Origin of the sequence: Mycolicibacterium neoaurum ATCC 25795, from assembly GCF_000691525.1 — a bacterium.
Lineage (GTDB): Bacteria > Actinomycetota > Actinomycetes > Mycobacteriales > Mycobacteriaceae > Mycobacterium > Mycobacterium neoaurum.
On the sequence record NZ_JMDW01000015.1, the window covers coordinates 143,284 to 163,594 of the forward strand.

Below are 20,311 nucleotides of genomic sequence, written 5' to 3' on the forward strand. Positions count from 1 at the left end.
CTCACCGCACCACCGAGCTCGCCCTGACCGGCACCAGCTGCGGATGTCGAGCCTGGTGTCCGTGAAAGGCGCTGCGACCCCGCAGATGTCGCCAGATCCACGGCATGAACATGTTCTGTGTCCACGCCAGCTGCGCCGATATCCGCGATCGTGGTGACCGATGCTGGTCTCCTGTCGTCGCGAGGGCCCAATCGTGGTCGGCCCCAGCCAATTTCAGGGCTTCCGCCGCGGCCGCGGCGAACAGGAGATGCCCGGTGGTGGAACCGTGCACCCGGTCCGGACTCCAGACAGAGGGATCGGTCATCGACGCGGCGCTGTGCAGGTCGACCAGCCGGAAGCCGTGCCGGTCCGCGGCGTTGCGGATGACATCGTTGATCCGCAGCACCCGGGACACCAGCAGCCGTCCGGCGGGGAGGAGCTGGGTGATATCGGGGAACGTGGTGGTCACCACGGTGGCCCCCGATGACGCCAACGCGTCGTACAGAATCTCCAGCTCGCCGAGCGCGCGGGTGAATCTGCGACCGGGTCGGGTCACATCGTTCATACCCACGCACACCGTGATCAGATCGGGTTGCATCGCCAGGGCTTGTGGGAGCTGCACATTCAGCACATCGGCGATGCGCTTACCCCGGATCGCCAGGTTGGCATACAGCAGACCAGGGGAGTCGGCGGCGATCATGCGCGCCAGCCGATCGGCGAATCCGACCAGTGCCCCGGAGTCGTCGATATCCCAGAGACCTTCGGTCTGACTGTCACCGAGGGCGACGTACCTGTGGTACCGGCTGCCGGTCACGCAGGTGACTGTAGCGCCGACACCGGCATGGTGCTCGCCGAGACAGGGCGCTGGGGCTGTTGACTACGCTGCGCTGATGCCACGACCAAGCGCAGGGTTGCTGCTTTACCGGGTGACCGAGGGCACGGCCGAGGTGCTGATCGGGCACCCTGGCGGCCCGTTCTGGGCACGCAAAGACGATGGCGCATGGTCTATTCCGAAGGGCGAGTTCGACGAGTCCGAGGACGCCTGGTCGGCCGCCCGCCGAGAGTTCACCGAGGAGATCGGGTTGCCCGTACCCGACGGTGAGCGGATGGATTTCCCGCCGTTGCGCCAACCCGGCGGCAAGCTGGTCACCGCATTCGCGGTCGAGGCGGATCTGGATGTCACCGGCGCGGTCAGCAACACGTTCGAACTGGAATGGCCACGAGGTTCCGGCCGTATCCGGCAATATCCGGAACTCGACCGCGTGCAATGGTTCACCGTCGCCGAGGCCCGGATCAAACTCCTCAAAGGGCAACGGCCGCTCCTGGATCAGCTGATGACGCGGCTGGCCGGCCGGGCCGACGAATAGCTCACGCCGCCAGGGCCGACTGATGGCTCACGCCGGCCGGGCCGGCTGATGGTTCAGGGCAATCCGTTGCTGATGCGGATCTGCTCGCGGCACTCGCGACGGGTCTGACCGGTCTGCTGCATGCACACCCGCACCGGGGACTCCAACACACCGGGCAGGGGTTCCTCGCTGGGATCCGGTGCCTCGGTGGTCACCGTGGGACTCGGTACCGGTCCCGGCGTCGACGACCAGATGGTCGCCTGGGTGCCTGCCAGGGTCTCGCAATAGACCGTCGTCCCATCGGCGGTGGTGCCCGTGCTGCCGACCGGGCCGCAATCGGCACCGACCACCGCCGCGGCGGCTGGTTCGGTCACATCGGTGGTGACCGTGACGGTCGCATCGGTAGCGGAGGCGGTGGTGCTCGCCACCGGAGGCGGCGCAGGGGCGGTGGTCGTGGACGGTCGGGTGCTGGAGGTGGTCGCCGGCGCCGCGCCCGGACGTTCGTCATCGGCGCGGCCGAATTCGAATGCCGCGACCACGATCGCGACGCACAGCAGGACCGCGAGAACCCCGGCAACCAGGATCGCGGCCGCGGGGCGCCGCCTGGGCACCTTGGGTTTCTTGGGGGCTGGTGCCAACCTGGTCTGCTCGGAGGTGTCGCCGGCCAGCTGGTGTCCGAGGGCGCGGGCGAAGTCGGTGCACCGGTCGAACCGGTCACCGGGCTCCTTGGCCAGCGCCTTGGTGAACACCGGGTCCAGGTGCGCCAACTCGGGACGCCTGCTGCCGATCGCGGGCGGCGACGCCGATAGATGCTGACTTATGACCACCGCCGGGTTGGAGTTGCGGAACGGCGGTGTCCCGGAGAGCAACTCGTAGGCGGTGGCCGCCAGGGCGTACTGATCCGACCGACCGTCCAGAGGATTACCCATCAGCTGCTCGGGCGCCGCGTAGGACACCGTGCCGACGGTCATATTGGTTGCGGTCAACCCACTGACATCATCGGACCACCGCGCGATACCGAAATCGGCCAACATGATGCGCTGATCACCGGAGTCCGGACCGCAGATCAGGATGTTGGCCGGTTTGACGTCCCGATGCAGGAGATTGCGTTGATGGGCGTAGTCCAACGCCTCGGCGACCGCGGTGACGATCTGGATGACCTGTTGCGGCGGCAGACCCTGAGGGTGGTCGCCGCGCAACAAGCGGGCGGCGTCGGTTCCCGGGACGTAGTCCATCGCGATCCAGAGCTGACCGTCGCTCTCGCCGCGGTCGTGTACACCGACGATGTGCGGATGCCACAGCGTGGCGGCGATATCTGCCTCGCGCTCGAAACGCTGGCGGTATTCATCGTCGGTGGACACCTGCGCGAGCAGGATCTTGAGCGCGTCCTGGCGCGGGAGTCGAGGGTGCTGGGCGAGGTAGACCTCACCCATCCCGCCGGCGCCGAGGGCGCGGACGATGGTGTATCCGGCGAACGTCGCGCCAGGCGCCAATGGCATGGGCGAATACTAGACGCCGAACTCAGGGAGCGGGCGGAGGAACGGGCGCCGGCGAGGTGGGAACTCCGGCTTGCGCCGGCGGCATCGGTGTCGGCGTCACGGTGGTGACTCCGTTCGCGCCGACCGTTCGCCCACCCGGGCCCGATCCGGTGGACCGGCTGGCACCGGCGGCATCGAAAGCCGCCTGCGTGCAATTGAGCATCAGCTGCATCTTCCCGGACGGGATGTACTTCTGCTTCTCCACGATGCACATGCTCTGCTGGATGTCACTGCCCACCGCGCCACCGAACATCGACGGAATGCCCATGCTCTTGAGGATCGCAACGGCCTTGCCGTACGGCTCGCCGACCACGTTGTAGGCAGCCTGCGCCGCCTGCGGGTCCGAGCTCGCCGTGCCCGCGGTGACGATGGCCGCCGATGCGATGGCGCAGGCGCCCAGCCCCAAGCCGATTAGCTTCTTCACGTGACCTCCGGGTGTCGCGGTGCGCTGCGAACATATCGCAGAACCACACCTGTAGAAACTCCAGTCACGTGTCCATCGCCGGCACCTGGGCTTTCATTACTTCGGCAAGCGCATTGGCCCGAGGATCGGTGAAAACGTCCTCCAGGGACATCCGCGCACCGTCGGGCCCGGAGAGTGGGACGCGCCAGTTCGGATACTCGTCGGTGGTGCCCGGCTGGTTCTGCGCGCGCAGGTCACCGACCGCGTCAGGCAACGCCAAGGCCAGCAGTTTCGACGGCGTGCGGCCGAGGAAGGCGTGCAGACCACGGACGATCTCGTCGATATCGGGCTGTTCTCCGACCAGGTCGAGACGGCGCAGTTCGTCGAGCCAGGCCTGCTGTTCGACCCGATCGTCGGCGATCTCCTCCTCGACCGGCCTGGTAAGCAGCTCCAGTGACTCGCGCAGCCGGATGTGCTCACCCGCCAGGTAGCCTGCCGTCGGCGGCAGATCATGGGTGGTCACCGCGGACAGACAGGCTTCGCGCCAATATGCGGCGGGTAGCGGTGCGCCCTCATCGGTGCGTTCGAACCACAGGATCGACGTGCCGAAGAGTCCGCGGTCGCGCAGATAGTCGCGCACCCACGGCTCCACCGTGCCCAGGTCCTCGCCGACCACGACGGCACCGCTGCGATATGCCTCCAGTGCGACGATGCCGATCAGCGCATCGTGGTCGTAGCGCACGTAGGTGCCCTCGGTCGGCGCCGCGCCCTCCGGGATCCACCACAACCGGAACAGCCCGATGATGTGGTCGATGCGGACGCCGCCGGCGTGGCGCAGTACCGCGTTGACCAGTGCTCGGAACGGCGCGTAGCCGGTGCGTCGCAGCTGGTCGGGGCGCCACGGCGGTTGCGACCAGTTCTGGCCGAGCTGGTTGTACTCGTCCGGCGGTGCCCCGGCAGTCACCCCACGCGCCAACACATCCTGTAACGCCCAGGCGTCCGCCCCGTCGGGATCGACACCCACGGCCAGGTCGTGCATGATGCCGAGGCCCATGCCGGACTGGGTGGCTCTGGCCTGGGCGGTGGTCAGCTGATCGTCGAGTTGCCATTGCAGCCAGCGGTGGAAGTCGACGTCCGCCTCGTGGGCGGCGGCGAACGCCGCGACCTCGGGGTTGTCCGGATGGGTCAGCGTTTCCGGCCAGGCGTGCCAGTCCGGACCGTGCACCTCGGCCAGCGCGCACCAGGTGGCGAAGTCGTCGAGGCTGCGGCCTTCACGAGCACGGAATGCCGCGTACGCCAGATCCCGTCCCGCGGACCGTGGCACTCGATACACCTGTTGTAGGGCAGCACGTTTCACCTTCCAAGCCGCATCGCGGTCGATCCCGTCACGGCGTCGGGCGCGGGCGGCCAGCTCGGCTCGGGCCTTGCGCAGCGGTCCGCGCCTGCGCAGCTGTGCGTACTCGTCGATGGCCTCGACCCGCAGATACAGCGGATTGACGAACCGCCGGGAGGTGGGCAGATAGGGCGACGGTTCCATCGGTGCCACCGGCGCGGCCGCGTGCAAGGGATTGACCAGGATGAATCCCGCACCGTGCCGCGCGGCCGACCAGACGGCGAGATCGGTCAGGTCCGTCAGATCGCCGGTGCCCCAAGACTGTTCGGAGGTGACGCTGTAGAGCTGGGTGGCCAGGCCCCACTGCCGCCTGCGCGGCGGCGCCAGCGCCGAAGGCGCGACGATCAGCGTGGTGTCCGACTCGACCGTGTCGGTCCTGGCATGTAGGCGGTGATATCCGGGCGGCAGGTCGGCAGGCAGTTCGAAGGTGGCCTCCCCGATCATCCGCTCATCCAGATCGTATGGCGCACGATTGTTTTCGAGTTGGCGCAGCTCGGTGCGCAGGGAACCGTCCTCCAGCTCGACCCACACATCTACCGGCCGGCCATGGGTCACATGCACCCAGAACGACGATGCGGTGCCCGAGCGGGCCACCACCGTCGGCGCCAAGGTGTCGCCCCAGTACTCGCGGTCAAGCGCCCGCGCGGCGTGCTCCCGTCCAGCCGGGGTATCGGCAGGGACTCCGAGCGCGGCGAGCACGGACACCAGCGTGTGCTCGGGCACCGGAACGCTGCGGCCACGCCAGTCGACGAACTCCGTTGCCACCGCGTACCGCCGTGCGAGATCGGCCAATTCGGTCATGCTCGCAATCTTGCCGGATCCGCCGCGCCGCCGCCGGACCGGTGGACAACGTTGCGCGTGGCGTCAGTATCGTCGGCGGGCATGCCGCCCGCAGCCAGCACCGACCCCGACCGGCGGGCACGAATCGCCGTGGGAGCACTGTTCCTGACCAATGGCGCGATGTTCGCCAACCTGCTACCGAGATACCCGGAGATCAAGAGCGATCTGGGGCTGTCCAACGCCGGCTACGGCGCGGTGGTGGCGGCGTTCGCCGCCGGTGCGCTGGTGGCAGGTCTGGCCGCCGGCGCGATCATCCGGCGGTTCGGATCGGCGCGTGTCGCGGTGGGTTCGTCGGTGCTGTTGGCGGTGCTGATCGCGACGGCGGGTTCGGCGGGCACGCCTGTGTTCCTGGCTGCCGCACTGTTCTGCGCCGGCGCCTGCGATGCCGTCACCGATGTCGCGCAGAACGTGCATGGCCTGCGGGTTCAACACACCTACGGGCGATCGATCATCAATTCGCTGCACGCGGTCTGGGCTGCGGGTGGCATCGTCGGCGGGTCGATGGGCGCTGCCGCCATCGCCCTGGGTCTCGGGCGTGGGTTGCACCTGGCCATCGCGGCAGCGGTGTTCGCGGCGGTGGCGCTGGCGGCCTATCCGTTCCTGTTGCCGGGGCCCGATCGCGCCGAGGACCACCATGACGGGCCCACCGTGGTAGGACGGCGGGCGCGGCTTCCGGCGTATGTGTTGCTGGCGGTGCTGGTGGTCGTGGCCATCGCCGGGGCCGTCATCGAGGATGTCGGCAGCACCTGGGCCACGCTCTATCTGCGCGACGGGCTCGGCGCCCCGGGGCCGGTCGCGGTGTTCGGCTATGTCGCGTTGATCGGGTCCATGTTCGTCGGGCGGCTGACAGGTGATCGCTTGGTGGACAGGTTCGGCGAGCGTGCCGTGACCAGAACCGGGGGATTGGTGATGGCGACCGGTATGGGTCTGGCCCTTGCGTTTCCGTCGGTGCCCGGCACGATCGCCGGTTTTGCGGCGGTCGGCCTCGGGGTTGCCACACTTGTGCCTGCGGCGATGCACGGTGCCGACCGACTACCCGGGTTGCGGCCGGGGACGGGACTGACGGTGGTGGCGTGGCTGATGCGCCTGGGGTTCATCGCCTCGCCGCCGGTGATCGGACTGATCGCCGATGCCGCCGGACTGCGGGTGGGACTGCTGTTGGTACCCGCGGTGGGACTGCTGGTCGCATTGCTGACCTGTGTGCCGGGCGTACTCAGTGCGCCACGCCGGCCATCTCGATCGTGAGCACGCCGGCGATGATCAGCGCGATGCCCGCGATCATCCGCCAGGTCAACGGGTCGCGGAACAACACCCGTGCGGCGACGGCCACCAGCGCGACACCGCACGCGGTCCAGATGCCGTACGCCACACCGACCGGCATCCCCAGCGACAGCGACACCCACAACAGATAGAAGGACAGCAGATAGCCGGCCGCCACCGGGACGATCCACCGGCGGCGGCGGAAACCATCGGATGCCCGCAACGACAGTGTGGCGAGCACCTCTGTACCGATCGCGCCGGCCAGCGCCAGCCACATCACGGTCGGGCCTCTGACGGCGCGTCGTGTGAACCGAACTCGACCAGCAGGACGCCGGCGATGATCAACGCGATTCCGGCCAGCAGCGGCCAGGTGAACGCCTCGCCGAAGATCAGCGAGGCAGCGACGGCGGTGACGGCAGTGCCGGTCGCGCCCCAGATTCCGTAGGCCACCCCGACGGGCATCCCGGTCCGGAGCACCGCGGCCATCAAGATGAACGACGACAGGTAGCCGGCGACCACGAGGACCAGCCAACCGGAATGGTCCTGTGAGGCACGCAGCGACAACGTCCCTGCGACCTCTGTCGTGATCGCTCCGCCCAGCAGGACCCACTTGCGCACGGCGCAAACTTAACCGTGTGCGCGGCCCCCGACCGGTATGGGGTGGTGCCGGCGCGCCAGTGGGGAATGACCTAGGGAGTGGGGTGATATGGACCCCGTCACGTATCGGTGCACCCGATATCGGCGGTGCCACTATGGAGGATGTGACCGATACCCGATTTTCGATCGACGACACCGCGGTCGTCGAGACCACCAACGGTCCCGTGCGTGGCGCCGGCGATGGCGTCGTCACCCACTGGTTGGGGGTTCGCTATGCCGCCGCGCCCGTTGGCACGCTGCGCTGGCGTTCGCCCCGATGGCCGCAACCCTGGACCGAACCGGCCGATGCGACCCGGGTGGGACCGGTATGCCCACAGCCCACCGACCCGCGGATCCCGCTGGATCTGGGCGCGCCGCAGGGAGCGGACTGCCTGACGGTGAACGTCTGGTCTCCGGCCCACGGCGATGGTCCACGACCGGTCCTGGTGTGGGTGCACGGCGGCGCATACATCCTCGGCTCGGGGGCCCAGCCGCTCTACAACGGGCGCGAGCTCGCGGCCGGTGGGGACGTCGTGGTGGTGACGGTGAACTACCGTCTCGGCCCGTTCGGATTCCTGGACCTGTCGTGGCTGGGCGAGGGTTTCGAGACCAACATCGGCCTTCGCGATGTGCTGTTCGCGTTGCGGTGGGTACGCGACAACATCGCCAATTTCGGCGGTGACCCGGACCGGGTCACGCTGTTCGGTGAGTCGGCGGGCGGTGGTGTGGTGACCACGCTGCTGGCCAGTCCCGCTGCCGAAGGGTTGTTCCATCGCGCCATCGCGCAGAGCTCGCCGGTCACCTCGGTCTACGACCAGAAGCGCGCGCAGCGGATCGGCGAGCAGTTCCTCGGCGAACTCGGTATGACGGCACGACAGTCGGACCAGCTGAGCGAGCTGCCGGTGGCCGCCATCATCGCCGCGGCCAAGGAGTTGTTCAACGATGTGCCGCGGCTGGCGCCGGGCACCCTGGGGTTCGCGCCGATCGTCGACGGTGACATCGTGCCGGACTACCCGGTGAACGTCGCCAGATCGGGACGATCGAGGCCGGTTCCGCTGATCATCGGCACCAACGAGCACGAGGCGGCGCTGTTCCGGTGGATGCGTTCACCGCTGCTACCGATCAGCGGGCAGGCCATCAGTGAGATGTTCACCGCGATCGCGTCAGAGCAACCCGACCTGCAGATCCCCACCCCGGCCCAGATCGCGGCGGTGTACCGCGGGCGCGGCAAGAAACCCGGGCTCGGCGTCGCGCGTGACATCGGGTTCCGGATGCCCTCGATCTGGTTCGCCGAGGGGCACAGCGTGGTCGCGCCCGTGTACATGTACCGATTCGACTGGTCCACCCCCATGCTTCGCGTCCTCGGCTTGGGCGGTGCGCATGCCACCGAACTACCGTATGTGTGGGGCAATCTGGTGGCAGGCCGTCGCGACCCGACATTCAAACTCGGTGGTCTTGCCGCGGGTACCGAGGTCTCACGAAGAATGCGCCAGCGGTGGTGCAATTTCGCGCGCGGCGGGGCACCGGATGCCGACGACGGTCCGCGGTGGCGCCCGTATGACGAGCAGGACCGCGTCAATCTGCTGATCGGGCGCGATGACCAGCTGGCGTTCGATCCGGACCATATTCAGCGCAGTACCTGGGGAACCGAGGTGCTGAGCTTCCGCTGACCCGGTACCGCTGCGGTTAGGCTCCTCGGATGGACGTCGTCACGGGATTGCTCTCCGCACTACCCGCGCCGATGCGCGACCCGGTCCTGTTCGCCATCCCGTTTTTCCTGCTGCTCCTTGTCGTGGAGTGGACCGCGGCGCGCCGCCTCGAACACCTCGAGTCCGAGTCCGGCGCCGACCAACGCAGCCCTGCGGGCGCTTATCAGCGCCGCGACGCCTGGACGAGCCTGTCGATGGGGTTGGTCTCGGTGGTCACCACCGCGGCGTGGAAGGCCGTGGCGCTGCTGGGCTACGCGGCGATCTACGCCTACCTGGCGCCGTGGCAGCTGCCGGCGGACCGGTGGTACACCTGGGCGATCGCGCTGCTCGGTGTTGACCTGCTGTTCTACGCCTATCACCGGGCGGCTCATCGGGTTCGACTGATCTGGGCCACCCATCAGGCCCACCACTCCAGCCAGTACTACAACTTCGCCACCGCGCTGCGCCAGAAGTGGAACAACAGCGGCGAGATTTTGATGTGGATTCCGCTGCCGCTGCTCGGCGTTCCGCCGTGGATCGTGTTTGCGAGCTTTTCGGTGAACCTGGTGTACCAGTTCTGGGTGCATACCGAGCGGATCGACAAGCTCTGGCGGCCAATAGAATTCGTCTTCAACACGCCGTCGCATCATCGCGTGCACCACGGTATGGATGCCGAGTATCTCGACAAGAACTATGGCGGGATCCTGATCGTGTGGGACAGGATGTTCGGTAGCTACCAGGATGAGCTGTTCCGACCGCATTACGGGCTGACCACGCAGGTCGAGACCTTCAACATCTGGACACTGCAGACCCACGAATACGTCAAGATCGCCCGTGCGGTGCGCAGTGCCCGCGGGTTGCGAGACAAGCTCGGATACGTGTTCGGTCCGCCGGGGTGGACCCCGACCCGCAGTACCGAGCCGGTCGGGTCGGCTGCGCACTGAACCGTCCGTTCACCACGTAGTGTCGCCCTGGTGAGGACAGTCTTCGATGCCCCTGTCGACCCCGCGCTGGTCGAACGGTCGCTGGCAGCAAGCGTGTTCGCCCCGGTGTGGCTGGATATCGCTCGCCCGGACCATGCACCTCTGGTCGGGTCACAGAGCTGCGATCTGCTGGTCGTCGGCGGCGGGTACACCGGGCTGTGGGCGGCGCTGCACGCCGCCGAACGGTATCCGGACCGCCGCATCGTCCTGATCGAGTCCGACCGGATCGGCTGGGCGGCCTCGGGTCGCAACGGTGGTTTCGTCGATGCCAGCCTCACCCACGGTGCCGAGAACGGACGATCAAGGTGGGCAGCCGAATTCGGCACCCTCACCGAGCTCGGAATGGCGAACCTGGACGGCATGGCCGCCGATATCGAACGGCTCGGGCTGGACGTCGATTGGGAGCGAACCGGAATGCTATCGGTGGCCACCGAGCCGCATCAGGTGGACTGGCTCACCGAATCCGCCGCCGCAGGCGAGGGACTGTTCCTCGATCAGGAGCAGGTGCGCGCGGAGGTCCACTCGCCGACCTATCGGGCCGGGCTCTACGAGCCGGACAGTTGCGCTCTGGTGCACCCGGCCAAACTGGCCATGGAGCTGGCCAGGGCCTGCCAGCAGGCCGGCGTGCAGATACACGAGCACACGCGGGCGATATCGCTGGAGGCCGCCGGTGGCATCGTGCGCGTGGGCACCGGCTCCGCCACGCTGACGGCGAAGCAGGTCGTTCTGGCCACCAACGTGTTTCCCAGCCTGTTGCGCCGCAACCGCTGGTACACCGTTCCGGTCTATGACTACGTGCTGTCCACCGAGCCGCTGACCGCTGCGCAACTGGAGCGAATCGGCTGGACCGGTCGCCAGGGCGTCGGCGATTGCGCCAACCAGTTCCACTACTACCGGCTCAGCGCGGACAACCGGATCGTCTGGGGCGGTTACGACGCCGTGTATCACTTCGGTCGCCGGGTCGATCCCAGCTATGAGGACCGGCCGCAGACCTACCGCAGGCTGGCTGAGCACTTCTTCATCACCTTTCCCCAACTCGATGACGTCCGATTCAGTCACCGCTGGGCGGGTGCGATCGATACCAACACCCGGTTCTGCGCGCACTGGGGGACCGCGCACCGGGGCAAGGTCGCCTACGTCAACGGGTTCACCGGACTTGGCGTGGGTGCGACGCGTTTCGCCGCGGACGTCTGTCTCGATCTGTTGGACGGCACGCCGACGCCGCGCACCCGACTGGAGATGGTCCGCAAGAAACCGCTGCCGTTCCCGCCGGAACCGTTCGCGTCGGTGGGGATCCAGGCGACGCGGTGGTCACTGGATCGCGCCGACCATTCCGCGGGTAAGCGCAATGTGTTGTTACGCGCGCTGGACAAGCTGGGGTTGGGCTTCGATTCCTGATCGACGCGCAGAGTCCCGCTGCAGTGTGCAAATTCCTCCCGTGACTGCCCTCGTGGTCTCTAGGCTGGGGCCACGAGGGGAGAACGACATGGGGATTCGACTTCAGCGCGCCAAGCGGCCGGCCCGGAGCGCACCGGCAACGGCGGTACGCCCACGGACTTATGCCGTGGTGTCCGGCGACACGCTGTGGGGTATTGCCGAGCGGTTCTACGGGGACGGCAGCGAACAGCAGCGCATCGCGGACGCGAGCGGGCTGACCGATGTCGACCTCGTCCATCCCGGCCAGATCCTGACCCTCCCGTAGGGCCGAGGAACGTTACGCCATGTTACTGGTGTGACTGCTGTGACACGCGGGTCGTTACACGACTTGTGATGTAACGAGATCTGACCGTTATCCGATTCACCCGTCAGCACCCCGGTAATTTCGTCCCGGAGGGGTGGAGGATCGGAGGGCTGGATGCGTGCACGGCTGTTCCTGACGATGATCGCCGCTGCCGTCGCGGTCGGTGTGTCCCCGGCCGGCGCGGCTGCCGCCGAACCGGCCGCCGCCCCCGCGCCGGCAGTCACCGTGCACCCCGGGATGGAGATCCGGCAGGGCACCACCATGTGCACCCTGGGATTCGTCGATCCCGCGGCGCGGGTGGCATTCACCGCCGGTCACTGCCGCGGCGCGGGACCCGTGACCGACCGATTCGGTAATGCCCTCGGTGAGATGGCCCTCTTCGACGACAACACCCCCGACGGCGCGACGGTGACGGGTGATCATCAGCTGGCCGACTGGGGTGCGATCACCCTCAACCCCGACGTCGCGGTCAACACCGTGCTGCCCGGTGGTCGGTCGCTGGTTCTCGACCAGGCGCTGGCCGTCCAGCAGCCGGGTCAGCCCGTCTGCCACTTCGGCATCGTCACCGGTGAGAGTTGCGGCACGGTCGGCGTGGTCAACAACGGGTGGTTCACCATGAAAGACGGTGTGGTCAGCCAGAAAGGCGATTCCGGCGGTCCGGTCTACGTCCTGACGCCCGACGGCCGCGCCGCCATCGTCGGGCTGTTCAACAGCACCTGGGGTGGTGCGCCCACCGCGGTGTCCTGGCAGGCCACGGTGCCGCGGATCCGCGAGGCGGTCGCCACTCAGCCGGCCAGTTCGAACACCGGTATCGAGGCCGCGATCTCCCTGACCTCGGACTCGCTGGAAGAGGGTGTCAACCCGCCTGCGTGACCCTTGACCTCCCAATACCAGCGGTCCAGATAGCGCCGGAGGAGTTCGGGCTTGTCGGCGTCGCCGATCTCCATCACACGTCGGCGCCTGCGCTTCCATCGCGGGCCGGTTTCTACCACGCCGGCGGCCCTGGCGTTGCGGACCCACTGCGTGTTCCCGCGAGTGGCGATCACATAGTCGCGATCGTCGACGGTCAGCACGTTCACCACCACCGAGCGCCATCGTCCGGTGCTGCGGCCGCGAACCCGTAACGCACGGCTGCCGGCGATCTCGATCCCCAGTTCGGCCAGGTGTCGGATCAGCGTATTGGCGGCTCGGGCGAGGCGGCCGGGCTCGTCGTATCGACTGGTCATCAGTTCCTCCGATATCTTTCGTGAGCACTGCTCTCGTTCGACGATGACACTGCGGCCGAGAAAAAGCAAGAGCACTGTTCTCGGTTGTGGCAGACTGGTGCCGTGGGCAAGCGGCAGGAGGCGCGGAACCGTATCGAGGCGCAAATCGTGCAGGTCGGCCGCCGTCATCTGGTGACCGACGGTGCCGCCGGGCTGTCGCTGCGCGCCATCGCCCGAGACTTGGGCATGGTGTCCTCGGCGGTGTATCGGTACGTGGCCAGCAGGGACGATCTGCTGACCCTGCTTCTCGTCGACGCCTACGACGATCTCGCCGACGCTGTCGACGCCGCCGCGCGAGCGGGGGACTGGGATCACCGGCTCGTCGCGCTGGGGCGCGCGGCGCGCGCCTGGGCGGTGGATCAGCCCGCGCGGTGGGCGTTGCTCTACGGCAGCCCGGTGCCCGGATATCACGCGCCCCCGGAGTTGACGGTGGGTCCGGGAACCCGGGTCATCGCCACCCTGTTGTCGATCGTTGCCGACGGGGTCCGTAGCGGGGCCGTGGGTAGCCCGGACGACTCGATGAGTGAACCGATCTCGTCCGATTTCGACGGCATCCGCGCGGAGTTCGGGTTTCCCGGCGGTGACCGGCTGATGCTGGCCTGTCTGTCGACCTGGGCGACCGTGGTCGGCGCCATCAGCTTGGAGGTCTTCGGGCAGTACGGAGCCGACACGCTCAGTGATCCCGGCGCGGTTTTCGATGCTCAGCTGGGATTGCTCGTGCACATGATGAGCAGCGAATTCCCGCCAAACTAGAACCTGTTCTAGCGATCGTCGAGCGCTGGCGATATCCTCACTGCGATGCATGATCAGACACCTGTCCAGGTTGCCTGGGTGACCGCAGACCTGACTGCCACCGAGCAGATGCTCAGTGCGCTGTCGGGTGCCAAGACATGGGTGCGCATGCCCGACTTGCATTTCGGTCCGGAAACCTGCACCCATCGCGGGGAACCCGCAGACTTCGTCGCCGACATCTCGCTCAGTTACGCCGGTGACCTGCAGCTCGAACTCATCGCGCCGGTACGCGGTGAGAGCATCTATGCCGAATTCCTGGAATTCCACGGTGCCGGACTGCACCACATCTGCGTTGCCGTGCCGGATGCGGATGCCTTCGAGGCCGCGCTGGACGATGCGGCGGCAGCCGGTGCGCCCGTCGTCACCAGGGGTGTGATGCCCGGCGGCATGCACTTCGGATACGTCAGCGGCGCCGACGCCGGGGTGCCGTTCGTGGAGATCGCCTACATTCCGCCCGACATCCAGGCCTTTTTCGACCACGTCAAACAACAACAGCAGTGATGCGCCCGAGGAGACAACGATGACCCTGCAGCAGATCCCGGCAACCATCGGCGTGGCCGACGTCAGCTCCTGGTCCGATGACGTCGATGTCGTCGTCGTGGGTTTCGGTATCGCCGGTGGCTGTGCGGCGGTCACCGCGGCCGAGACCGGGGCGCGGGTGCTGGTGCTGGAGAAGGCGGCCGCTGCCGGCGGTACCACGTCGATGGCCGGCGGGCACTTCTACCTCGGCGGCGGAACGGCCGTACAGCAGGCCACCGGACACGAGGACAGTGCCGAGGAGATGTACAAGTACCTGGTCGCCGTCACCGAGGACCCCGAACTGGACAAGATTCGCGCCTATTGCGACCACAGCGTCGAGCACTTCGATTGGCTGGAGTCCCTTGGCTTTCAGTTCGAACGCAGCTACTACCCGGGCAAGGTGGTGGTCCCGCCGGGCACCGAGGGCCTGTCCTACACCGGCAACGAGAAGGTGTGGCCCTTCATCGATCAGGCCAAGCCCGCACCGCGCGGTCATTCGGTGCCGGTTCCCGGCGAACTCGGCGGCGCCGACATGGTGATCCAGTTACTGCTCAAACGCGCCGCGGAGCTCGGCGTGCAGTTCCGCTACGAGACTGGTGCGACGAACCTCGTGGTCGCCGACGGCGTGGTGCAGGGGGTGGCCTGGAAGCATTTCACCGAAACCGGTGCGGTCAAGGCGAAATCGGTGATCATCGCCGCCGGCGGGTTTGCGATGAACGCCGAGATGGTGGCGCAGTACACGCCGGAACTGGGCCAGGAGCGCAAGACCAAGCATCACGGTTTGGTGGCGCCCTACATCCTTGGCAATCCCAACGACGACGGCCTCGGTATCAAGCTCGGGGTGTCCGCGGGCGGTGTCGCCAAGAATCTGGATCAGGCGTTCATCACGGCCGCCGCCTACCCGCCGGAGATCCTGCTCACCGGTGTCATCGTCAACAAGGACGGCCACCGGTTCGTCGCCGAGGACTCCTACCATTCGCGCACATCGGCTTTCGTGCTCGAACAACCCGATCACGCCGCCTACCTGATCGTCGACGAGGCGCATATGCAGATGCCCGAGATGCCGCTGATCAAGTTCATCGACGGCTACGAGACGATCGCCGAAGTCGAGCAGGCACTGGGCATTCCGTCCGGCAACCTGGCCGCCACCCTGGAGCGGTACAACACCAATGCGGCTGCCGGTGTCGATCCCGACTTCCACAAACAGCCCGATTATCTCGCCCCGCAGGACACCGGGCCATTCGCGGCGTTCGACCTGACCCTCGGTGTCGCGATGTACTCCGGGTTCACCATGGGCGGTCTGACGGTATCGCTGGACGGCGAGGTTCTCAACGAGTCCGGCGCGGTGGTCCCGGGTCTGTACGCCGCCGGTGCGTGCGCGTCCAATATCGCGCGCGATGGCAAGGGATATGCCAGCGGTGTCCAACTCGGCGAGGGTTCGTTCTTCGGCCGCCGGGCGGGCAGGCACGCCGCCGCGCGCTGACCCGGCATCGGCTCAGTTCGGCTGGGGCGATTTGGGCTTTCCGGTTTCGGGATCGACATCGCCGAGCACCCACCTGCCCCCGCCGAACAAGTGCAGGTGCTGCTCGTGATGCTGGCCCACGGTGCTGCGGTGGGTGACGCTGACCAGGATGGTGTCGGGCAGCTCGCGGCGCACCAGGTCGTACATGGTGAACTCCAGGCCCTCATCGAGGGCAGAGGTCGCCTCGTCGAGGAACACCACTCTCGGCTTGGTCAGCAGCACTCTGGCGAAGGCGACGCGCTGCTGCTCGCCGGGGGAGAGCACCTTGACCCAGTCGGCCACTTCGGCAAGGCGTCTGGCGCATTGCGGTAGTGACACCTTGTCCAGCGCGGCGATGAGCTCCTCGTCGGTGAACTCGTCGGGACCCTTCGGGTAGGACACCACCGCGCGCAGATCGCCGAGTGGGACATAGGGCATCTGGGACAGGAACATCGTCTCGTTGGCGCCTTCGGGGCACCGCAGGGTTCCGCTGGCGAACGGCCACAGTTGCGCCAGGCTGCGCAGCAGGGTGGTCTTGCCCGCGCCGGACTGGCCGGTGACGATCAGCGTGTCGCCCGGCTGCATCTGCAGGTTCAGATCCTCGACCAGGATCTCGCCGGTGGGCGTGCTCACCGCGACATCACGGATCTCGACGGGGCAGCTGCCGCACGGTTCGACGGTGAGCTCGTTGAGCGCCCGGCCCTCCTCGTTGGCAACCACCAAGCCGTGCAGGCGGATGATCGAGGCGCGCCAGCCGGCAAATGCGTCATAGGAATTGCGGAAGAACGACAGCGAGCTCTGGATGTTGCCGAACGCCGACGAAGTTTGCGAGACGTCGCCGAGCTTGATCTCACCGGCGAACAGTCGGGGCGCCTGGATGATCCACGGCAGCGGGTTGATGAGCTGGCTGACCGTCAGGTTCCAGCCGTTGAAGGCGATCGACCGGTTCACATAGCGCTTGTAGTTCGATACGACCGGCTCGAAGCGCCGACGCAACTGCACCCGCTCGGCGACCTCGCCGCGATAGAACGCCACCGCCTCCGCCGAGTCGCGCAGCCGCACCAACGCGTAGCGGAAGACGGCGTTGAACCGCTCGTTGTCGAAGGTCAACCGGATGATCGGGCGGCCGATCCAGAACGCGATGATGGTCGCGACGGATACATAGACGATGGCGATCCAGAACATCGCGCGGGGGATGTTGACGCCGAACACCGACAGATTTCCGGACAGGTTCCACAGAATCGCGGTGAACGAAATGACCGACGCGATCGAACTGATGGCCCCGAACAGCAGCGTCGAGCCGCTGGTGTTGTTGGGGGTGTTCGGCAGCGGTCCGACGTTGGTGGTGAAGATGTCGATATCGGCCTGGATGCGTTGGTCGGGGTTGTCGATGGTGTCATCGATGAACCGGCTGCGGTAGTAGGCCTTGCCGTCGAGCCAGTCATCGGTCAGTCTGCCCGTCAGCCACACCCGCCAGGCCAGCATGAACCGCTGCATCATGAAGATGTCGAGCAGCACCCGGCAGACGTGGATGGTGGCCAGCACCGCGAAGATCAGGATGGAGAACCAGAACCCGTCGATACCGGATTGGCGGACCGCGTCATCGCCGGCGGCCACCCCCTGCACCGCGGTCTGGGCGGCGGTCATCAGGTCGTTGCCGTAATAGCTGAGAAGCACGTCCAGGCGCACACCGGAGATGATCGAGAGCAGGATCGCGCCCAGCCACAACCACGCCTTCACCGACTCCCGGCCGGTGAAGTAGGCGCCGGTGATGCGCCAGAACTGCCGCCCCCAGACCGTGAACTTCGCCAGCAGGATCAGCACGAGCACGGTACTGACCGCCGCAATCGTCCAGGCCTTGGCGATCCAGATCAGGGAGGTGCCCAGCTCACTGCCCCAGTCCAGCGTCGGGGTGAACATGTCCATGCGGGCAAGGTACAGGCTGCGGCTGGTCGCAGCGCGGCTGATGGCATCAGCCCGACCGGCGAGTGCGATCGGTGTGTCGACCGGGCCGTGGTCCCCCCCTTGGTCCGACCTGCTCCGCGTACCGTATGACTGTGGCTGTGAGTTCCAAGACCTCGAAGGTGTCCAAGTCCGGCGGTGCCAAGTCAGGGCGGTTGAGCAACCGGTTCTGGAAGCTGCTGGGCGCCAGCACCGACAAGGACCAGGCGCGCTCGATGACGCAGGTGCATGCCGCGGCCAAGTTCGAGGAGAAGGCGGCCGGTCTCGACGATGATCAGCTGCTCAAGGCAGCCGGGCTGCTCAACCTGGACGACCTTGCCGACTCGTCGGACATCCCGCAGTTCCTGGCCCTTGTCAGGGAGGCCGCGGAGCGGTCGATCGCGCTGCGGCCGTTCGATGTTCAGTTGCTCGGTGCGTTGCGCATGCTGGCCGGTGACGTCGTCGAGATGGCGACCGGTGAGGGCAAGACGTTGGCCGGCGCCATCGCCGCAGCGGGATACGCGATCGGTGGCCGCAGCGTGCACGTCATCTCGGTCAACGACTATCTGGCTCGTCGCGATGCCGAGTGGATGGGACCACTGCACCGTGCGCTCGGGCTGACCGTCGGCTGGATCACCGCCGACTCGACTCCCGAACAGCGTCGGGAAGCCTACGGCTGCAACATCACCTATGGCTCGGTCAACGAAATCGGCTTCGATGTGCTGCGCGATCAGTTGGTGATCTCCGTCGACGACCTGGTCTCACCGAGCCCGGACGTCGCGCTGATCGACGAGGCCGACTCGGTCCTGGTCGACGAGGCGCTGGTGCCGCTGGTGCTCGCGGGCACGTCGCACCGGGAGACACCTCGGGTCGAGATCATCCGGCTGGTCGGCGAACTGCGCGAGGGCGTCGAGTACGAGACCGACGCCGACAAGCGCAATGTGCAGCTCACCGACAAGGGCGCGCGGCGTCTGGAAGCCGCTCTCGGCGGTATCGACCTGTATTCCGAGGAGCATGTCGGTTCGACACTGACCGAGATCAACGTCGCCCTGCACGCGCATGTGCTGCTGGAACGCGATGTGCACTACATCGTGCGCGATGACGCGGTGCACCTGATCAACGCATCTCGTGGACGCATCGCTTCCCTGCAGCGCTGGCCCGACGGCCTGCAGGCGGCCGTCGAAGCCAAGGAGGGCATCGAGATCACCGAGACCGGTGAGGTGCTCGACACCATCACGGTGCAGGCCCTGATCAACCGGTACCCGCGGGTGTGCGGCATGACCGGCACCGCATTGGCCGCCGGTGAGCAGTTGCGCCAGTTCTACAAGCTCGGGGTGTCCCCGATCCCGCCGAACAAGCCCAATATGCGTGAGGACGAGGCCGATCGGGTCTACATCACCATCGCCGCCAAGAACGACGCCATCGTCGAGCACATCGCCGAGGTGCACACCACCTCCCAGCCGATCCTGGTCGGCACCCGCGATGTCGCCGAATCAGAGGAACTGCACGAGCGGTTGGTCAAGGCCGGCATCCCGGCGGTGGTGCTGAACGCCAAGAACGACGCCGAGGAGGCCGCCGTTATCGCCGAGGCCGGCGCGCGGGGCCGGGTCACGGTGTCCACCCAGATGGCCGGCCGCGGTACCGACATCCGGCTCGGTGGCTCCGATGAAGCCGATCACGATGAGGTGGCCGAGCTCGGCGGCCTGCACGTCATCGGCACCGGGCGGCATTACACCGAACGTCTGGACAACCAGTTGCGTGGCCGCGCCGGGCGCCAGGGCGACCCCGGTTCCTCGGTGTTCTTCTCCAGCTGGGAGGACGACGTCGTCGTGTCGTTCGTCGAGCCCAACAAGCTGCCGCTGGCCACCGACGGCGACGGCCGGATCATCAGTGACCGGGCGGCCGCCCTGCTGGATCACGCACAGCGGGTGGCCGAAGGTAAGACCCTCGACCTGCATGCCAATACCTGGCGCTACAACCAGCTGACCGCGCAACAACGCGCGATCCTCGTCGAGCGCCGCGACACGCTGCTGCGGACCGCGGCCGCGCGTGAGGAGCTGGAAGAACGCTCACCGCAACGCTACGAGGAACTCGCCGAGACGATTCCGCAGGAGCGCCTCGAGGAGATCTGCCGGCTGATCATGCTGTACCACCTGGACCGCGGCTGGGCCGACCACCTGGCCTATCTGGCCGATATCCGGGAGAGCATCAGCCTGCGGGCCCTGGGCAACCAGAATCCGCTCGACGAGTTCCACCGGATGGCGGTGGACGCCTTCGCCTCACTTGCCGCCGATGCGATCGAGGCCGCCCAGCAGACCTTCGACACCGCCACCATCGTCGATGACGAGGAGGGCGTGGCCGGGCTGGACCTGACCAGGCTGGCGCGGCCCACCTCGACGTGGACGTACATGATCCACGACGATCCACTGGCCGACAACGTCATGTCGGCGCTGAGTCTGCCCGGCGTGTTCCGCTAGGTTTCTAGC

At 67.1% G+C, this 20,311-nt stretch carries 18 protein-coding genes and 1 pseudogene; 11 read left to right on the plus strand and 8 right to left on the minus strand.

Features of this window, described 5'->3' with window-relative positions; translation table 11 throughout:
- Window position 1 precedes the first annotated feature (1 nt).
- Window positions 2-793 (minus strand): SGNH/GDSL hydrolase family protein, encoded by a 792-nt coding sequence (locus tag IC40_RS0121510; protein ID WP_036470525.1) that lies wholly within the window; start codon window positions 791-793, stop codon window positions 2-4.
- Between the two features lie 76 nt (window positions 794-869).
- On the opposite strand from IC40_RS0121510, the gene IC40_RS0121515 reads away from it, so the two are divergent.
- Window positions 870-1,346, plus strand: a complete 477-nt coding sequence (locus IC40_RS0121515; protein WP_030136746.1) for an NUDIX hydrolase — start codon at window positions 870-872, stop codon at window positions 1,344-1,346.
- A 53-nt stretch (window positions 1,347-1,399) separates the two neighbouring features.
- Here the strand turns inward: IC40_RS0121515 and IC40_RS0121520 are convergent, their stop codons facing one another.
- The 3 genes from IC40_RS0121520 to malQ all read right to left on the minus strand — a co-directional run bounded on the left by IC40_RS0121520 (window position 1,400) and on the right by malQ (window position 5,460).
- On the minus strand, window positions 1,400-2,824 hold the full coding sequence (locus tag IC40_RS0121520; RefSeq protein ID WP_030136747.1) for a serine/threonine-protein kinase: 1,425 nt from the start codon (window positions 2,822-2,824) through the stop codon (window positions 1,400-1,402).
- Between the two features lie 22 nt (window positions 2,825-2,846).
- Window positions 2,847-3,287, minus strand: coding sequence for a hypothetical protein (locus tag IC40_RS0121525; protein ID WP_030136748.1), 441 nt, complete (start codon window positions 3,285-3,287; stop codon window positions 2,847-2,849).
- 64 nt (window positions 3,288-3,351) lie between these two features.
- Entirely contained in the window at window positions 3,352-5,460 is a 2,109-nt protein-coding gene (gene malQ / locus IC40_RS0121530; protein WP_030136749.1) for a 4-alpha-glucanotransferase, read from the minus strand.
- Window positions 5,461-5,541: 81 nt separating this feature from the next.
- Between malQ and IC40_RS0121535 the strand changes: the two genes are divergently transcribed.
- Window positions 5,542-6,744, plus strand: coding sequence for an MFS transporter (locus IC40_RS0121535; protein ID WP_030136750.1), 1,203 nt, complete (start codon window positions 5,542-5,544; stop codon window positions 6,742-6,744).
- On the opposite strand, the gene IC40_RS0121540 is transcribed toward IC40_RS0121535, so the two are convergent.
- Window positions 6,713-7,036: a DMT family transporter gene (locus IC40_RS0121540; protein ID WP_030136751.1), complete on the minus strand. Its 324-nt coding sequence runs from the start codon at window positions 7,034-7,036 to the stop codon at window positions 6,713-6,715. The two genes, IC40_RS0121535 and IC40_RS0121540, sit on opposite strands and share 32 nt — an antisense overlap.
- Entirely contained in the window at window positions 7,036-7,377 is a 342-nt protein-coding gene (locus tag IC40_RS0121545; RefSeq protein WP_030136752.1) for a DMT family transporter, read from the minus strand. The genes IC40_RS0121540 and IC40_RS0121545 overlap by 1 nt, the downstream gene beginning before the upstream one ends.
- A gap of 134 nt (window positions 7,378-7,511) precedes the next feature.
- On the opposite strand from IC40_RS0121545, the gene IC40_RS0121550 reads away from it, so the two are divergent.
- From IC40_RS0121550 to IC40_RS0121570, 5 genes and pseudogenes are all read left to right on the plus strand, one after another.
- Window positions 7,512-9,065 carry a carboxylesterase/lipase family protein gene (locus IC40_RS0121550; RefSeq protein ID WP_030136753.1) on the plus strand — a complete coding sequence of 518 codons (1,554 nt, stop codon included), beginning with the start codon at window positions 7,512-7,514 and terminating at the stop codon, window positions 9,063-9,065.
- Between the two features lie 29 nt (window positions 9,066-9,094).
- Window positions 9,095-10,027 carry a sterol desaturase family protein gene (locus IC40_RS0121555; protein ID WP_030136754.1) on the plus strand — a complete coding sequence of 311 codons (933 nt, stop codon included), beginning with the start codon at window positions 9,095-9,097 and terminating at the stop codon, window positions 10,025-10,027.
- 30 nt (window positions 10,028-10,057) lie between these two features.
- The gene (locus IC40_RS0121560; RefSeq protein WP_030136755.1) at window positions 10,058-11,464 is read left to right on the plus strand and encodes an NAD(P)/FAD-dependent oxidoreductase; all 1,407 of its coding nucleotides are present in this window, start codon (window positions 10,058-10,060) and stop codon (window positions 11,462-11,464) included.
- Window positions 11,465-11,597: 133 nt separating this feature from the next.
- A pseudogene (locus IC40_RS28360) lies at window positions 11,598-11,768 on the plus strand (LysM peptidoglycan-binding domain-containing protein); the annotation flags it as partial.
- A 177-nt stretch (window positions 11,769-11,945) separates the two neighbouring features.
- On the plus strand, window positions 11,946-12,680 hold the full coding sequence (locus IC40_RS0121570; protein WP_030136757.1) for an Rv1815 family serine proteinase: 735 nt from the start codon (window positions 11,946-11,948) through the stop codon (window positions 12,678-12,680).
- Here the strand turns inward: IC40_RS0121570 and IC40_RS0121575 are convergent.
- Window positions 12,593-13,033, minus strand: a complete 441-nt coding sequence (locus IC40_RS0121575) for a PNPOx family protein (RefSeq protein WP_030136758.1) — start codon at window positions 13,031-13,033, stop codon at window positions 12,593-12,595. The two genes, IC40_RS0121570 and IC40_RS0121575, sit on opposite strands and share 88 nt — an antisense overlap.
- A 102-nt stretch (window positions 13,034-13,135) precedes the next feature.
- Between IC40_RS0121575 and IC40_RS0121580 the strand changes: the two genes are divergently transcribed.
- Genes IC40_RS0121580 through IC40_RS0121590 form a run of 3 tightly spaced genes read left to right on the plus strand, consistent with a single transcriptional unit; the run spans window position 13,136 to window position 15,866 of the window.
- Complete coding sequence (locus IC40_RS0121580) at window positions 13,136-13,825, plus strand: TetR/AcrR family transcriptional regulator (protein WP_030136759.1); 690 nt, start codon at window positions 13,136-13,138, stop codon at window positions 13,823-13,825.
- 45 nt (window positions 13,826-13,870) lie between these two features.
- On the plus strand, window positions 13,871-14,365 hold the full coding sequence (locus IC40_RS0121585) for a VOC family protein (RefSeq protein ID WP_030136760.1): 495 nt from the start codon (window positions 13,871-13,873) through the stop codon (window positions 14,363-14,365).
- A gap of 19 nt (window positions 14,366-14,384) precedes the next feature.
- Window positions 14,385-15,866, plus strand: coding sequence for an FAD-binding protein (locus IC40_RS0121590; protein ID WP_030136761.1), 1,482 nt, complete (start codon window positions 14,385-14,387; stop codon window positions 15,864-15,866).
- A 12-nt stretch (window positions 15,867-15,878) separates the two neighbouring features.
- Here the strand turns inward: IC40_RS0121590 and IC40_RS0121595 are convergent, their stop codons facing one another.
- A complete protein-coding gene (locus IC40_RS0121595) occupies window positions 15,879-17,810 on the minus strand; it encodes an ABC transporter ATP-binding protein/permease (protein ID WP_030136762.1) in 1,932 nt (643 codons plus the stop codon).
- Between the two features lie 158 nt (window positions 17,811-17,968).
- Between IC40_RS0121595 and secA2 the strand changes: the two genes are divergently transcribed.
- On the plus strand, window positions 17,969-20,302 hold the full coding sequence (gene secA2, locus IC40_RS0121600) for an accessory Sec system translocase SecA2 (RefSeq protein ID WP_030136763.1): 2,334 nt from the start codon (window positions 17,969-17,971) through the stop codon (window positions 20,300-20,302).
- Window positions 20,303-20,311: the final 9 nt, after the last annotated feature.

Bases quoted from the DNA above. Each gene is read 5' to 3' on its own strand.
- IC40_RS0121515 (WP_030136746.1), top strand. From the start codon at position 870: ATGCCACGACCAAGCGCAGGGTTGCTGCTTTACCGGGTGACCGAGGGC.
- IC40_RS0121520 (WP_030136747.1), bottom strand. From the start codon at position 2,824: ATGCCATTGGCGCCTGGCGCGACGTTCGCCGGATACACCATCGTCCGC.
- malQ (WP_030136749.1), bottom strand. From the start codon at position 5,460: ATGACCGAATTGGCCGATCTCGCACGGCGGTACGCGGTGGCAACGGAG.
- IC40_RS0121535 (WP_030136750.1), top strand. From the start codon at position 5,542: ATGCCGCCCGCAGCCAGCACCGACCCCGACCGGCGGGCACGAATCGCC.
- IC40_RS0121540 (WP_030136751.1), bottom strand. From the start codon at position 7,036: ATGTGGCTGGCGCTGGCCGGCGCGATCGGTACAGAGGTGCTCGCCACA.
- IC40_RS0121550 (WP_030136753.1), top strand. From the start codon at position 7,512: ATGGAGGATGTGACCGATACCCGATTTTCGATCGACGACACCGCGGTC.
- IC40_RS0121555 (WP_030136754.1), top strand. From the start codon at position 9,095: ATGGACGTCGTCACGGGATTGCTCTCCGCACTACCCGCGCCGATGCGC.
- IC40_RS0121570 (WP_030136757.1), top strand. From the start codon at position 11,946: ATGATCGCCGCTGCCGTCGCGGTCGGTGTGTCCCCGGCCGGCGCGGCT.
- IC40_RS0121575 (WP_030136758.1), bottom strand. From the start codon at position 13,033: ATGACCAGTCGATACGACGAGCCCGGCCGCCTCGCCCGAGCCGCCAAT.
- IC40_RS0121585 (WP_030136760.1), top strand. From the start codon at position 13,871: ATGCATGATCAGACACCTGTCCAGGTTGCCTGGGTGACCGCAGACCTG.
- IC40_RS0121590 (WP_030136761.1), top strand. From the start codon at position 14,385: ATGACCCTGCAGCAGATCCCGGCAACCATCGGCGTGGCCGACGTCAGC.
- IC40_RS0121595 (WP_030136762.1), bottom strand. From the start codon at position 17,810: ATGGACATGTTCACCCCGACGCTGGACTGGGGCAGTGAGCTGGGCACC.